The following is a 14039-nucleotide window of genomic DNA, read 5'->3' on the forward strand; positions in this document are numbered from 1 at the left end:
GACCGGCACCCCGCGCCCGCGAGGCCGCCGCGCGCCGCCGTGTCCCGCCACCATCAGGACTGCTCCGGCACCTCTCGCCCGTCCCGGGCGGCCTGCCAGCGGCTGAGCAGCTTGTTCTGCAACGCGAACATCTCCCGCTCCTCCTCCGGCTCGGCGTGGTCGTAGCCCAGGATGTGCAGCACGCCGTGCACCGTCAGCAGGTGCATCTCGTCCGCGGCGCTGTGCCCGGCCGCGGCCGCCTGCTTGGCCGCCACCTCCGGGCACAACACGATGTCGCCGAGCATCGCCGGCTCGCTCACTTCCGCACCCGGCGCGCTCGGGCCGCGATCCGGACCGGCACCGACCTCGTCCATCGGGAACGCCAGCACGTCGGTCGGGCCGTCGCCGCCCATCCACCGGTGGTTCAGCTCCGTCATGTACGGCACGTCGACCAGCAGCACCGACAGCTCGGCGAGCGGGTTGACCTGCATCTGGTCCAGGGTGTAGCGGGCGACGTCGAGCACCGCGTCGGTGTCGACCTCGACCCCGGACTCGTTACTGATCTCGATGGACACGGGTCCTCTTCTACTGGTCTCGGTCAGCGCCGGCGCCGGGCCGGGCGGTCGTCGTCCTCGCCGTGCTCGGCGTCCCACTTGTCGTACGCGTCGACGATCTGGCTGACCAGCTTGTGCCGCACCACGTCCGCCGAACCCAGCGTCGAGAAGTGCACGTCGTCGAGGTCGCCCAGGATGTCGCGCACCACCCGCAGCCCGCTGCGAGTGCCACCGGGCAGGTCGACCTGGGTCACGTCACCGGTCACCACGACCTTCGACCCGAACCCGAGCCGGGTGAGGAACATCTTCATCTGCTCGGGAGTCGTGTTCTGCGCCTCGTCGAGCACGATAAAAGCATCATTAAGGGTCCTACCCCGCATATACGCCAGCGGCGCCACCTCGATGGTGCCGTTGGTGGTCAGGCGCGGGATCGAGTCGGGGTCGACCATGTCGTGCAGCGCGTCGTACAGCGGGCGCAGGTACGGGTCGATCTTGTCGTACAGGGTGCCGGGCAGGAAGCCGAGCCGCTCGCCGGCCTCGACCGCCGGTCGGGTCAGGATGATCCGGTTGACCTGCTTGGCCTGCAGCGCCTGCACCGCCTTCGCCATCGCCAGGTAGGTCTTGCCGGTACCGGCGGGGCCGATGCCGAACACGATCGTGTGGTTGTCGATGGCGTCCACGTAGCGCTTCTGGCCCAGCGTCTTGGGCCGGATCGTCCGACCGCGCCGGGACAGGATGTTGAGGGTCAGCACCTCCGCCGGCCGCTCCTCGGTGCCCTGTTCGAGCATGCCGACGGTGCGCCGGACCGCGTCTTCGGTCAGCGTTTCGCCTTTCTCGATGAGCTCCAGCAGCTCGGCGAAGAGCCGCTCGGCGAGGGCGTTGTCGGCCGGCTCGCCGGTGAGGGTGATCTCGTTGCCCCGGACGTGCACGTCGCTCTTGAGCGAGCGCTCCACCAGCTTGAGCAGCTCGTCACGGGCACCGAGCAGGCTCACCATGGTGTGCGGGTCGGGGACCGTGATCTTGGTCGTTACCCGGGCGTGCCGCAGGTCGGCTGCGCTACTGGTCATGGGTTGGCCGCTGCGGGCCATGCCTCCAGACGTCTCGGGTGGCTACTGGTCACCATGGTATCCGCCGGGGCGCCCGGACCGCGTCGCGTTTCCGGCGGGCTTTGCCCGCATGTCTCCCTGATTGCCGGAAAGGTCCGGCCAACCTGGCCGGTTTCTCCCGCACGACGAGCGATCGTCAAGCCCCCGCCCGGGCGAGGCCGGTTCCCGGTGCCGGTCAGGGGCGGCTGGCCCAGACGCCGTCGAAGGTCTGCTGCTCGCGGGTGAACCGGTACGTCGCCCAGTGCAGCCGCACGATCCGGCCCTGCTCGTCCCGGGTCAGCCGCAGCGGCTCGCCGATCTCACGGCCCGACACCGAGCGCAGCAGGTCGGGCCCCTCGATCCCGAACACCGCCGGCGGTACGCCGGGCGCGTCGTCCGCGCCGCTGGCCTCCAGGTGCCCGTCGCGCCAGCGGAACACGTACTCGAAGCCCTCGCCCCACCAGTGGCCGAGCAGGCCGGCCCACTCGTCCGGCACCGGGGTACCGATGCGCCACGGCTGGATGTCGGCCGGGTCGCGCTCGACCGCGGCGTCCAGCAGCGTGGTGGACAGCCCGAGCGCGCGGTCGCCGTTGCCGGCGGACAGCAGTACGGCGGCGGCGAACGCGCCGGGCACGTCGTCGTCGGTGCCGGACACCCGGCCGTACGTCTCGGCGAGGAAGCCGGGCATGGCGCCGCCGTGGCCGACATCGGTACCGCGGTCGCGGCCGGGCCGGACGATCAGGCCGAGGCCCCAGCCGGCGGTCCAGACCTGCTCGTCGCGCAGCACGGTCGGGTGCCGCATCTCGACCAGGGTGTCGGCGCTGAGCACCTTGCCGTCCGGGTCGATCGCGGTCGGGTCGGCGAGGAACGCGCCCCACCGGGCCAGCTGCGCCGCGGTACCCCACAGTTGCGCGGCGGGCGCGACACCGCCGAGGTCGGTGCGCGGTTCCGGGCGGGCGTGGTCGGACCAGGCGTCGACCAGGTAGCCGGTGGCGGCGTTGGGGCCGGGCTGCAGGGTCAGCGGCAGGTCGAGCGGGGTCAGGATGCGGTCGGCGAGCACCTCGGCCCAGCTGCCGCCGCGCTTGGCCGCGGCGAGGTGGCCGAGCAGCGCGAACGCCAGGTTGGAGTAGTGGAACCGGCGGCCGGGCGGCAGGATCCGTTCGGCCTGTTCCAGCCCGGCGAGCGTCTCGGCCAGGCTGGGGACGGCGAGGGTGTCCCAGATGTCGCCGTACGGCTCGCGTTGCAGGCCGGCGGTGTGGCTGAGCAGCCGGCGGATGGTCAGGTCGCCGTGTGCCGGGACGGACAGGTGTGCCGATACCGGGTCGTCGAGGTCGAGCAGGCCGTCGTCGCGGCACTGCAGTACCAGTACCGCGGTGAAGGTCTTGGTGATCGAGCCGATCCGGAACTGGGTGTCCGCGTCGAGCGTGGCGCCGCCGCCCGCCTCGCCCACCTCGAAAGTCCACAGTGGACGGTCGGCGCGGTGCAGCGCGACCTGTACCGCGGGCACCCGCGCGGTGCGCTGGGCGCGCCGCACCGTCCGCTCGTAGTACCGGGCCACCTCGGCCGGCGTCGCCCGCTGATCGGTTGCGCTCACGCTGTTGCTCCATCTCGACAAGGGGTCCGGCACGACCGGCAGCACCGCCCGTACCCGTGGTGCTCGGGGCCGACCGCGCGGCCCGGTCGTCCTGCGGCGGCCGGTGCCCGCTAGCCGGGCGGCCAGGTCATGGTGCGGCCGCCGAGGACGTGGCAGTGCACGTGCGGCACGGTCTGGTTGGCGTCCGGCCCGGTGTTGAACACCAGCCGGTAGCCGGACTCGGCCACGCCGGCCGCCTGCGCCACCCGGTGCGCGGTCGCGACGATCTCACCCACCAGCGTGGGGTCGGCCGCGGCGGCCGCGGCGGCGTCCGGATGGTGGTCTCGGGTGATCACCAGGACGTGCGTCGGCGCCTGCGGCTCGATGTCGGCGAACGCCAGCGTGCGCCCGGCATCGTCCACGACCTTCGCCGGGATCTCCCCCGCCACGATCTTGCAGAACAGGCAGTCGGTCACGCCTGCATCCTAGGCCGCGGCCGGCGCCGGGTCCCGCACCAGGTCAGCGGGTCCGGTGCCAGGGCACCGGGCGCCACGTCGCCGGGCCCAGGGGTCAGTGCCAGCGGCCGGTGGCGGCGGAGAGAACGGCCAGGGCGGCGACGCCGGCGGTGGAGGTACGCAGCACCTCGGGGCCGAGGCGGACCGGGGTGGCACCGGCGGTTTCGAAGGCGGTGAGTTCCTCCGGGGCGACGCCGCCCTCCGGCCCGACCACCAGCAGTACGGTGCCGGTCGACGGCACCGGAGCGGTGGCGAGCGGCGTGTCCGCGTCCTCGTGCAGCACGTACGCCGAGGCCCCGGCGAGGCGCGCGGCGAGCGCCGCGGTACCGACGGGGTCGGCGACGGTGGGCAGGAACGCGCGGCGGGACTGCTTGGCCGCCTCCCGGGCGGTGATCCGCCAGCGGGCCAGCGAGCGCGCACCGCGGTCACCCTGCCAGCGCACCACCGACCGGGCCGCCTGCCAGGGCACGATCTCGTCCACGCCGACCTCGGTCATCGTCTGGACGGCGAGCTCGCCCCGGTCGCCCTTGGCGAGCGCCTGCGCCACGACCAGCCGCGGTTCGCGGGCCGGTAGCCGCCGGTAGCGGGTGACCTCGACATCGAGGACACCCCTGGCGACGGCGGTCACGACGCAGTCGGCGACCGTGCCGGCGCCGTCCCCGAGCAGCAGCGTCTCGCCGGCCCGCAGCCGTACCACGTCGGCGGCGTGGTGGCCCTCGGCACCGTCCAGCCGGTACCGGCCGGATTCGGGCACCGCCGGCACGAGGAACAGTGCGTCGGTCACCGCAGCCGCCGGCGGCGCACCGCGCGGATCGAACTCGACGCGGCCGCGCCGACCCGCGTGGGGATCGGGTTCGGCACGGCGGTCAGGCGTGCCCGTTGAACGCGTCGCGCATCCGGGAGAAGAAACCGCCGCCGGGCCGGGCCGGCTCGATGGTCTCCTCGCCGCGCAGCTTGGACAGCTCCTTGAGCAGCTTCTCCTGCTCGGCGTCGAGCCGGGTCGGCGTCTTGACGTCCAGGTGGACGAACAGGTCGCCGCGGCCGCCGCCGCGCAGCCGGGGTACGCCCTTGTTCTTGATCTTGATGGTGGCGCCGGGCTGAGTGCCGGGCTTGACCTCGACGTTCTCCTCGCCGTCCAGCGACTTGAGCGTCATCTGGGTGCCCAGCGCCGCCGCGGTCATCGGCAGCACGACGCGGCAGTGCAGGTCCTCGCCCTTGCGGCTGAACACGTCGTGGGCGCGCTCGTGGATCTCCACGTACAGGTCACCGGGCGGGCCGCCGCCGGGGCCGACCTCGCCCTGGCCGGCGAGCCGGATGCGCATCCCGTCCTCGATCCCGGCCGGGATCTTGACCGTGACGGTGCGGCGGGTCTGCACCCGGCCGTCGCCGCCGCAGGTGGGGCACGGGTTCGGAATGACGGTGCCGAAGCCCTGGCAGTTGCCGCACGGACGGGTGGTCATCACCTGGCCGAGGAAGGTGCGCTGCACGCTCTGCACCTCACCGGAGCCGCCGCACATGTCGCAGGTGGCCGGGTGGGTGCCGGGTGCGGTGCCCTCACCGTGACAGGTCTCGCAGACCGCGGCGGTGTCCACGGTCAGCGGCGCCTCGATGCCGAACGCGGTCTCCTCCAGATCCAGGTCGAGCCGGATCAGCGCGTCGGAGCCGGGCCGGGTACGCGGCCGGGGGCCGCGGCTCGCACCGCCGGCGGCACCGCCGAAGAACGCGTCCATGATGTCCTGGAAGCCGACGAACGGTCCGCCCGGACCGCCAGGGCCGGGCCCCCCACCGCCGGGGGCGAGGGGGTCGGCGCCCATGTCGACCATCTGCCGCTTCTGCGGGTCGGACAGCACCTCGTAGGCGGCGTTGATCTCCTTGAACCGGTCCTGCGCGTCCGGCTCGGAGTTGATGTCCGGGTGGTACTGGCGCGCAAGCTTCCGGTACGCCCGCTTGATCTCGTCCGGCGTGGCCTCGCGGCCCACGCCGAGGATCGCGTAGTAGTCCTTGGCCACTGCGGTGTCCTGTGTCCTTCGTGTCGTAACGGTAGGCCGGCCCGGTGGGGTTCCGGCGGCCCGGTTTCGCGCCAGCGGTTCGCCGACTAATTCTGCGCCAGCAGTTCGCCGACGTAGCGTGCCACGGCGCGCACGGCCGCGATCGTGCCGGGGTAGTCCATCCTGGTCGGGCCGAGCACGCCGAGGCCGCCGACGACGACGGCGCCCGGGCCGTAGCCGGTGCTGACCACCGAGGTCGTGCGCAGCCCCTCGAACTCGTTCTCGTCGCCGATGCGGATGCGCAGCGTGGTCGGCGATTCCACCTCGCCGATCAGCTTGAGCAGCACGACCTCCTCCTCCAGCGCCTCCAGCACGCCGCCGAACGAGCCGGGGAAGTCCAGCGCGGTGCCGCGGGCGAGGTTGGCGGTGCCGGCGAGCGAGATGCGCTCCTCCCGGCGCTCGATCAGCGTGTCCAGCAGCACGTTGGACAGGGTGGCCATCGCCGACCGCATCGGCTGCGGCGTCTCGTCCACCAGCGTCTCGATCAGCACCGGGCTGTCGGAGAGCAGGCAGCCGGCCAGCTTGTCGTTGATCTTGGAGCGGAGGTCGAGCACGTCTTCCTCGTCGAGCGGGACGGGCATGTCGACCAGCCGCTGCTCGACCCGGCCGGTGTTGGTGATCATCACGAGCATCAACCGGGTCGGGGTGAGCATCACCAGCTCCAGGTGCCGCACCGTGCTGCGGGCCAGGCTCGGGTACTGCACGACCGCGACCTGCCGGGTCAGCTGGGCGAGCAGCCGCACCGTGCGGTGCACGATGTCGTCCAGGTCGACCGCACCGGACAGCAGCCGCTGGATCGCCCGCCGCTCGGCCGGCGACAGCGGCTTGACCGTCGACAGCCGGTCGACGAACAGCCGGTATCCCTTGTCGGTGGGCACCCGGCCGGCGCTGGTGTGCGGCTGGTGGATGTAGCCCTCGTCCTCCAGCGCCGCCATGTCGTTACGCACCGTAGCGGAGGAGACGCGGAGCTGGTGGCGCTCGACGAGGCTCTTGCTGCCGACCGGTTCCTGGGTGGCGATGTAGTCCTCGACGATCGCGCGCAGAACCTCCAACTTGCGCTCATCGAGACTCACACCGACCACCTCCTTCGCACCCGGCCACGTCACACTGGCACTCCTGACCACTGAGTGCCAGTCTACGACCCCGACCGCCCGACCCGCTCGTTACCGATCTTGGCGTCGCCTTCCCGCCCGGTGCGATACCACCCCACCGGGCAGTTGCGTACCGTGTTCGCATGACCGGACCGTCTCCCGCCCCGCCCGGCTACGACAGCACCGAAGAGCGCAACTGGGCGGTCCTGACCCACGCCCTCGCCGCCGTCGGCATCTTCTTCGGCGGCCTGCTGGGTTGGGTGGCACCCCTGGTCACGCTGCTCAGCAAGGGCGACACATCGCCGAAACTGCGCGCGCACGCCGTCTCCGCCCTCAACTTCAACCTCACCTGGGCGATCATCGATCTGGTCGCGGTGATCCTCGCCGGGTGCGCCGGATTCGTCCACCTGTGGCCGCTGCCCTGGCTGCTGCGGCTTATCCCGGTGGTGCCGTTCGTGTTCAACATCATCGCCCTGGTCAAGGCCAACAACGGCGAGTGCTACCGCCACCCCCTCTCCTACCCGCTGGTCAAGTAGGCCGCGCCTGTCTGCCCGCCCGGCGAGCGAGACCGGCGGCACGACGCCGGTCGTACCCGGACCGGTGACGCGCCGCCGGCCTGACGCGCGATGCCGCGGGCGACGGGTCCGGCCGGCGAGCGTCAGTCGGGGAGGAGGTCGCGGACCACGGCGTCGGCGAGGAGGCGGCCGTCGAGGGTGAGTACGGCGCGGCCGGCGGCGAGGTCGGCGGTGGCGAGCAGGCCGTCGGCGGCCGCGCGGTGCGCGGCGGCAACCGCCGGCTCGGGCAGTACGGACAGGTCCAGGCCGGTGCGCAGCCGGGTGGCGAGCAGCACGTCCTCGGTGTGCCGTTCGGCGGCGGTGAGGATCTCCCGGCCCGCGCCCGGGGAGAGCCCGGCGGCCAGCCGCTGCGCGTACCGGCTGGGGTGCTTGACGTTCCACCAGCGGACCCCGCCGACGTGGCTGTGCGCGCCGGGGCCGAGGCCCCACCAGTCGCCGCCGGTCCAGTACAGCAGGTTGTGCCGGCAGCGGGCCGCGTCGTCGGCCGCCCAGTTCGACACCTCGTACCAGGTCAGCCCGGCGGCGGTGAGCCGCTTCTCGGCGGCGAGGTAGCGGTCGGCGGCCACGTCGTCGGACGGGGTCGGCAGCTCGCCGCGGGCGATCCGGGCGGCGAGCCGGGTGCCGTCCTCGACGATGAGCGAGTACGCCGAGACGTGGTCGACGACGCCGTCGGCGACCGCGGCCAGCACCGCGTCGAGGCTGTCGGCCCAGTCCTGCGCGGTCTCCCCCGGCGTGCCGTAGATCAGGTCCATGTTGACGTGGTCGAACCCGGCCGCGGCCGCCTCGCGGGCGGCGGCCACCGCACGGCCCGGCGTGTGCCGGCGGTCCAGGACGGCGAGGACGTGCTCGGCCGCCGACTGCATGCCCAGCGAGATGCGGGTGAACCCGGCCCGGCGCAGCGCGGCGAGCGACGCCGGCGTCACCGACTCGGGGTTGGCCTCGGTCGTCACCTCGGCATCCGGCGCCAGCCCGAACGTCGCGTCGATGCCGGCGAGGATGCGGGCCAGCGCGTCGGGCGGCAGCAGGGTCGGGGTGCCGCCGCCGAAGAACACCGTCCGCACCGGCGTCGGGTCGGCGCCGAGCACGCGGCGGGCCTGGGCGAGCTCCGCCAGTACCAGGTCGGGGTAGTCGTCCCGGCTCGCGCCGGGCAGCTGGTCGGCGGTGTAGGTGTTGAAGTCGCAGTAGCCGCACCGGCTGGCGCAGAACGGCACGTGCACGTAGATGCCGAACGGGCGCTCCCGCCGCCCGGCGAGGGCGGAGTCGGGCAGCGCGCCGTCGTCGGGCATCGGTTCTGCGTCCGGGAGAGCTGCGGCCATCCCACTAGTCTGACGCGGTGACCGATGACACCCGACCGCTGGTGCGGTACGCGGTGGCCGACGGTGTGGCCACCCTCACCCTGGACAGCGACCACAACCGCAACGCGTTGTCTCGCCGGCTGATCCGCGAGCTGCTCGACGCCGTCGACCGCGCCCTGGCCGAAGACGCGGTACGGGTGCTGCTGCTCGACCACGTGGGCCGGGTGTTCTGCGCCGGCGCCGACCTGGCCGAGACCGCCGCCGCCCGCGAGGCCGGCGAGGTACCCGCCGGGGACATGCCGGCGCTGCTCGCCGCGCTGTGGGACGCGCCGAAGCCGGTGGTCGCGCGGGTCGGCGGGGCGGCCCGCGCCGGCGGGCTGGGGCTGATCGCGGCCTGCGACCTGGTCGTCGCCGCGCGCGATGCCACGTTCGCGTTCACCGAGGTACGGCTCGGGGTGATCCCGGCGGTGATCTCGGCGCCGGTGCTGCGCCGGCTGCCGTCCCGGGCCGCGGCCGAGCTGTACCTGACCGGCGACACGTTCGACGGCAGCCGGGCCGCGACACTGGGCCTGGTCACCGCCGCGGTGCCGGCCGACGAGCTGGACGCCACCGTCGAGCGGTACGTGTCGTCGCTGGTGCGCGGCGCGCCGGGGGCGCTGGCCGGGGCGAAGGCGCTGCTGCACGGCGGGCCGCCGATCCGGCCCGAACTCGACGCGCTGGCGGAGCTGTCGGGCAGCTACTTCCTCTCCGCCGAGGGGCGCGAGGGCGTCGCCGCGTACCGGGAGAAGCGGGCGCCCCGCTGGGTGCCGCCCGGCCGCGACTAGGCGCCGCGGGGCCGGCGGGCGGCGGGACGCCGCGGGCACATTCGTTCGGCGCCACGTGTCCGGATTCACGCGGGGCAACGGCTGCCCTGCTCGGCGCGGTTTTCGGTACGCCGACGATAGGGTCCGGCTCCTAGCATCGGAGCACCCGAGTGCCCTCCGGTCTTCGGTACCGGCTCGGTGACCGAGGGCACCCGGCACAATGGACACGGGCGGCGACGAGCACCGTCGCCCGCGGCTCGCGGGGTCGACCCCGCTCGGCTCGAAGGAGACGCTGTGCGAGGTCGGGTGGTGCAAGGGCGAGCCGTGCTCGCCGGCGCCGTCGCGGTCGCGACCGGTCTGGCGATCGCCGCGTGCAGCGGCAAGACGTACCATCCGCCGCTGCTGTCGACCTGCCAGGTGCACACCAGCGACGGGAAGTTCGAGCTGAACCCGGACCAGACCGCCAACGCCGCGACCATCTCCGCGGTCGGGGTGCGCCGCCGGCTGCCCGACCGGGCGGTCGTGGTGGCGCTCGCCACCGCGCTGCAGGAGTCCAAGCTGACCAACCTGGAGAGTGGCGACCGCGACTCGGTCGGTCTGTTCCAGCAGCGGCCGAGCCAGGGCTGGGGCGAGCCGAAGCAGCTCCAGGACCCGCGGTACGCGGCGGGTGCCTTCTACGACCACCTGGTCACGGTGCCCGGCTGGCAGGACATGTCGGTGACCGAGGCGGCGCAGGCGGTGCAGCGCTCCGCCGCTCCCGACGAGTACCAGAAGTGGGCGCCGGAGGCCGAGACGGTGGCGAACGCGCTGGTCGGCTCGGCCGGGGGCGCGCTGTCCTGCAGCCTGCACGACGGACCGGCCAAGCGCGGCGCCGCCGCCCGCGACGCGGTGGTCGCCGCGATGCGGCTGGACTGGGGCAACTCGCTGATCACCCGCAACTCCGGGGCTACCGGGCTGACCGTGCCGACCGACGGGCAGCGCTCCGGCTGGCAGTTCGCGCACTGGCTGGTGGCGTACGCGTCGCAGACCGGCATCGAGCAGGTGCAGTACGGCTCGAAGCGGTGGACGGTCGACTCCGGCGAGTGGAAGTCGGTCGGCGCCGCGCAGGCGGCGTCCGACACGCCACCCCCGGTCCAGGTCGAGGTGTACGGCCCGAAGAAGAAGAACTGACCCCGGGCATCGGTGCCCACCGAAGCCGAAAGCGAGACGATGACCTCTCCTGCCGTGGTGGATCACGAGCTCGTCGAGGCGGCGACGCGGGTCGCCGCGACCCGTTGCCGGGGCGACAACCACACGGTGGCCGCTGCGGCGCGGGCCCGGGACGGGCGGATCGTCACCGCGGCCAACGCGTACCACTTCACGGGCGGGCCGTGCGCCGAGCTGGTCGTGATCGGCTCGGCGGCCGCGCAGGGTGCGTACGAGCTGGAGTCGATCGTGGCGGTGGGTGACCGGGGCCGCGGCGTCATCCCGCCGTGCGGCCGGTGCCGGCAGGTGCTGCTCGACTACTTCCCCGAGATCACGGTCGTCGTCGGCCACGGCGAGCAGGTGCGCGGCGTCCCGATCGTCGACCTGCTGCCGGAGACCTACGTCTGGGCCGATCACCAGCTCGACGCCGACTGAACCGGCCGGCGTGACGGCTCAGCGCTCGCCGACCGCGAGGCCGTGCATCAGGTAGTCGAGCAGGCGGGCCGTGAGCGCGGCCGGGTCGGCGGAGTTCTCGCTGGCCCAGGCGATGCCGGTGGCGGCGGCGAGCAGATCCTCGATGGTCGCGTCGGTTCGTACGGTCCCGGCCCGCTGGGCCGCGCGCAGCAGATCCCCGCCCGCCGTCCGCATCGCGTCGCAGCTGTCGTGCAGCCGGGAGTCGTGGTCGCGCAGCGCGGTGCGGACCGATTCGGGCAGCCCCCGGTAGGTACCGGCGCCGGCCGCGACCCGGCTGAGCCAGCGCAGCAGCGCGGCGCGCTGATCCTCCTCGGCGGCGAGATCGGCGGCGTCCTGGCGCAGGGTGTCGAACCGGTCGGACAGCAGCGCCTCCAGCAGCGCCTCGCGGGTCGGGAAGTGCCGGTACAGGGTGCCGATGCCGACACCGGCACGGCGGGCGACCTCGCGCAGCGACGTCGCGGTGCCGTACTCGGCGAAGGACTCGCGCGCGACGGCGAGCAACTGGTCGCGGTTGCGGCGGGCGTCCGCGCGCTGAGTGTCGGTCATGCCGGGCAGCCTCCCACATGGACAAGAGGAGCACCGCTCCGTATTATCTGGAGCGATGCTCCATTCGGAGCACTGCTCCACTTTATCGTAGGGGGAAACCATGTCCGACAACCTCGTCCTGGTCACCGGCGCGACCGGCAAGCAGGGCGGCGCGACCGCCCGGCACCTGCTCGCCGCCGGCTGGCGGGTCCGCGCCCTGGTCCGGGACACCGACAGCCCGGCGGCGGCCCGGCTGGCCGCCGCCGGCGCCGAACTCGTCGCCGGCGACATGACCGACCGAGACAGCCTCGACCGCGCCGCGGCCGGTGCGTACGGCGTCTTCAGCGCGCAGCCCGCCGTCCCCGAGCCGCGGCACGACCCGCTGGAGGTACGGATGGGCCGCAACGTCGCCGACGCCGCGGTCGCCGCCGGCGCCGAGCACCTGGTGTACACCTCGGTCGGCGGCGCCGACCGCGCGACCGGCATCGACCACTGGGAAACCAAGTGGCAGATCGAGCAGTACATCCGGAGCCTCGACCTGCCCTACACGATGCTGCGGCCGGTGATGTTCATGGAGAACCACGCGAGCCACGGACCGTACGGCGCGTTTGGCGAGACGCCGCTGATCCGGATGATCACCCCGGACGGCAGGGTGCAGATCATCGCCGTCGACGACATCGGCGCGTTCGCCGCGCTCGCGTTCACCCGACCCGACGAGTACCGCGGGGTCGAGCTGGAGATCGCCGGCGACGAGGTGACCGGCGCCCAGATCGCCGCTGGGATCGAGGCGGCGGTCGGGCACCCGATCGACATCACGCCGCTGGCGCTGCCGGAGCAGGCGCGCACCGACGGGAGCTCGTTCGCCGGCTGGCAGGCCGACATCCCGGCGCTTCGCCGCCGGTACCCGGGACTGACGACCTTCGACACCTGGCTGGACCGCACCGGCGCCGACCTGCTCCGCGCCGCTGCGGCACACGCCGCCGCCTAGGATCTGTTTCGGAGCCCCCGCCCGCACGCGGGATTCCGAAACAGACCCTGGCCGGCACCGGCACCCGCCGCCACGCCACCGCAGGTCGGCACCAGGGACCGCCCGCGGCGCGGTCGAGGTCGGCGGGTGCCGGTCGTCCGGCGCGGGTGGCGCGGAAGGACAGCACGGTGGGCACCTCGCCGCCGGACTCCCGGAAACGCCGCACCCGCAGACCCGCGTGTCGTCGGGGCCGAGGATCTCGCGCCCGTACCGGTCGGCGATCCTGTCGTACGCGGCGGGCGTTAGGTCCCCGCGCGCACCCAGGTCACTGCACGGACAGGTGCACGTGGTTGGTGTGCTCGACCGACGGCGCGCCGGTCGGGTCGTAGTGCTGCCAGCCCACCCCGGGCATCCAGATCTGCCGGTACCAGATGACGTACAGCACCGCGAGCCGGCCGGAGTTCGCGATGAACCAGGCGGCCAGGTTGTCGCCGTAGGTCTTCGCCTCACCGGTCGCCGCGTCGCCGAAGCCATCCGGGGTCACCGAGAAGTCGCAGGCCCGACCGCGTGGATGTTCGCCGCCGTCCTCGTTGGAGCGGTAGCAGGCCGTGTAGCGGGTGTAGCCGGCCTTGCGCGCCTCCTGGTACGCGTGCAGCAACCGCGGCGTGATGCATCCGTCGGTGGTCGGGTCGTCCACCGAGCACGACTCGGGCGGCCAGCTGCCGTCCGGGTTGCGCGGCGCCGGCTCGGCCGAGGCGGACTGGCCGCCGTACCCGTTGGACGAGCCGGAACTGATCTTGTCGACCGCCTTCTGCGCCGCGTCCCGGCTCTTCTTCAGCTCGGCGACCTGCTTGCGCTGTTTGGCCGCGGTCTCGGCGAGCTCCTGCTGCTGCTCCTTCTGGTCCCGCCGCGCGGCGACCAGCGCATCGATCTTGCGGGTGTCCTGCCGGCCCAGATAGGTCAGCGTGTCGGCCATGGCGAGCAGATCGGTACTGGACTGCTGGTCCAGGGCGAGCGTCAGTAGGCTGGTCGGGCCCTGCCGATAGCGCACCGCGGCGATCTTGCCGACCTCGTCGGACAGCGTGTCGACCGTGTGGTTGGTGGCCGCGATCTTCTTCGTCAGCTGCTTCTGCTTCTTCTTGGTGGCGTCCAGCTTCGCCTTGGCGTTGTTGTACTTGCGTGCCGCCGAGTCGAGCTTCTTGTACACCGAGGCGCTGCCGCCCTCGTCCGGGTCGGCCGCCACCGGACCCGGCGCCACCAGCACCGCACCGAGCATCGCGAGCACCGCCACCAGCACCGGCCACCACGCCCGCGTTGCGCGCGCGCCGTCGCGCCGTACCGTCACCTGCCACACCCCCACCCGACCACCG

Annotated in this window: 15 protein-coding genes; 5 read left to right on the top strand and 10 right to left on the bottom strand. The window is 73.2% G+C overall.

Annotated features, from left to right (window positions below; genetic code table 11):
- Window positions 1-53: 53 nt before the first annotated feature.
- The 7 genes from ybeY to hrcA all read right to left on the bottom strand — a co-directional run bounded on the left by ybeY (window position 54) and on the right by hrcA (window position 6827).
- On the bottom strand, window positions 54-554 hold the full coding sequence (gene ybeY / locus Asera_RS30155) for an rRNA maturation RNase YbeY (RefSeq protein ID WP_030449724.1): 501 nt from the start codon (window positions 552-554) through the stop codon (window positions 54-56).
- Between the two features lie 23 nt (window positions 555-577).
- Window positions 578-1600 (bottom strand): PhoH family protein, encoded by a 1023-nt coding sequence (locus Asera_RS30160; protein WP_051803064.1) that lies wholly within the window; start codon window positions 1598-1600, stop codon window positions 578-580.
- Window positions 1601-1814: 214 nt separating this feature from the next.
- Window positions 1815-3212, bottom strand: coding sequence for a serine hydrolase domain-containing protein (locus Asera_RS30165; protein ID WP_051803065.1), 1398 nt, complete (start codon window positions 3210-3212; stop codon window positions 1815-1817).
- Window positions 3213-3322: 110 nt separating this feature from the next.
- Window positions 3323-3667, bottom strand: a complete 345-nt coding sequence (locus Asera_RS30170) for a histidine triad nucleotide-binding protein (RefSeq protein ID WP_030449727.1) — start codon at window positions 3665-3667, stop codon at window positions 3323-3325.
- 94 nt (window positions 3668-3761) lie between these two features.
- The gene (locus tag Asera_RS30175) at window positions 3762-4490 is read right to left on the bottom strand and encodes a 16S rRNA (uracil(1498)-N(3))-methyltransferase (protein ID WP_030449728.1); all 729 of its coding nucleotides are present in this window, start codon (window positions 4488-4490) and stop codon (window positions 3762-3764) included.
- Window positions 4491-4572: 82 nt separating this feature from the next.
- Complete coding sequence (gene dnaJ / locus Asera_RS30180) at window positions 4573-5715, bottom strand: molecular chaperone DnaJ (protein WP_030449729.1); 1143 nt, start codon at window positions 5713-5715, stop codon at window positions 4573-4575.
- A gap of 86 nt (window positions 5716-5801) precedes the next feature.
- Window positions 5802-6827 carry a heat-inducible transcriptional repressor HrcA gene (gene hrcA / locus Asera_RS30185; protein WP_030449730.1) on the bottom strand — a complete coding sequence of 342 codons (1026 nt, stop codon included), beginning with the start codon at window positions 6825-6827 and terminating at the stop codon, window positions 5802-5804.
- Between the two features lie 161 nt (window positions 6828-6988).
- On the opposite strand from hrcA, the gene Asera_RS30190 reads away from it, so the two are divergent.
- Complete coding sequence (locus Asera_RS30190) at window positions 6989-7381, top strand: DUF4870 domain-containing protein (protein ID WP_051803066.1); 393 nt, start codon at window positions 6989-6991, stop codon at window positions 7379-7381.
- 122 nt (window positions 7382-7503) lie between these two features.
- On the opposite strand, the gene hemW is transcribed toward Asera_RS30190, so the two are convergent.
- Window positions 7504-8736 carry a radical SAM family heme chaperone HemW gene (gene hemW, locus Asera_RS30195; protein ID WP_030449732.1) on the bottom strand — a complete coding sequence of 411 codons (1233 nt, stop codon included), beginning with the start codon at window positions 8734-8736 and terminating at the stop codon, window positions 7504-7506.
- A gap of 17 nt (window positions 8737-8753) precedes the next feature.
- Here hemW and Asera_RS30200 point away from each other — a divergent pair, with 17 nt between their 5' ends.
- The 3 genes from Asera_RS30200 to Asera_RS30210 all read left to right on the top strand — a co-directional run bounded on the left by Asera_RS30200 (window position 8754) and on the right by Asera_RS30210 (window position 11138).
- The gene (locus Asera_RS30200) at window positions 8754-9539 is read left to right on the top strand and encodes an enoyl-CoA hydratase-related protein (RefSeq protein ID WP_030449733.1); all 786 of its coding nucleotides are present in this window, start codon (window positions 8754-8756) and stop codon (window positions 9537-9539) included.
- Between the two features lie 273 nt (window positions 9540-9812).
- Window positions 9813-10688, top strand: a complete 876-nt coding sequence (locus tag Asera_RS30205) for a hypothetical protein (protein WP_157035200.1) — start codon at window positions 9813-9815, stop codon at window positions 10686-10688.
- A 57-nt stretch (window positions 10689-10745) separates the two neighbouring features.
- The gene (locus Asera_RS30210; protein WP_244844081.1) at window positions 10746-11138 is read left to right on the top strand and encodes a cytidine deaminase family protein; all 393 of its coding nucleotides are present in this window, start codon (window positions 10746-10748) and stop codon (window positions 11136-11138) included.
- 18 nt (window positions 11139-11156) lie between these two features.
- On the opposite strand, the gene Asera_RS30215 is transcribed toward Asera_RS30210, so the two are convergent.
- A complete protein-coding gene (locus Asera_RS30215) occupies window positions 11157-11723 on the bottom strand; it encodes a TetR/AcrR family transcriptional regulator (RefSeq protein ID WP_030449736.1) in 567 nt (188 codons plus the stop codon).
- A 100-nt stretch (window positions 11724-11823) separates the two neighbouring features.
- Between Asera_RS30215 and Asera_RS30220 the strand changes: the two genes are divergently transcribed.
- A complete protein-coding gene (locus Asera_RS30220) occupies window positions 11824-12690 on the top strand; it encodes an NmrA/HSCARG family protein (RefSeq protein WP_030449737.1) in 867 nt (288 codons plus the stop codon).
- Window positions 12691-12994: 304 nt separating this feature from the next.
- Here Asera_RS30220 and Asera_RS30225 read toward each other — a convergent pair whose 3' ends face one another.
- Window positions 12995-14029: a coiled-coil domain-containing protein gene (locus tag Asera_RS30225; RefSeq protein ID WP_051803067.1), complete on the bottom strand. Its 1035-nt coding sequence runs from the start codon at window positions 14027-14029 to the stop codon at window positions 12995-12997.
- Window positions 14030-14039 lie beyond the last annotated feature (10 nt).

Source organism: Actinocatenispora sera, assembly GCF_018324685.1.
Taxonomy (GTDB): domain Bacteria; phylum Actinomycetota; class Actinomycetes; order Mycobacteriales; family Micromonosporaceae; genus Actinocatenispora; species Actinocatenispora sera.

Bases quoted from the DNA above. Each gene is read 5' to 3' on its own strand.
- Asera_RS30160 (WP_051803064.1), bottom strand. From the start codon at position 1,600: ATGACCAGTAGCGCAGCCGACCTGCGGCACGCCCGGGTAACGACCAAG.
- Asera_RS30190 (WP_051803066.1), top strand. From the start codon at position 6,989: ATGACCGGACCGTCTCCCGCCCCGCCCGGCTACGACAGCACCGAAGAG.
- hemW (WP_030449732.1), bottom strand. From the start codon at position 8,736: ATGGCCGCAGCTCTCCCGGACGCAGAACCGATGCCCGACGACGGCGCG.
- Asera_RS30215 (WP_030449736.1), bottom strand. From the start codon at position 11,723: ATGACCGACACTCAGCGCGCGGACGCCCGCCGCAACCGCGACCAGTTG.
- Asera_RS30220 (WP_030449737.1), top strand. From the start codon at position 11,824: ATGTCCGACAACCTCGTCCTGGTCACCGGCGCGACCGGCAAGCAGGGC.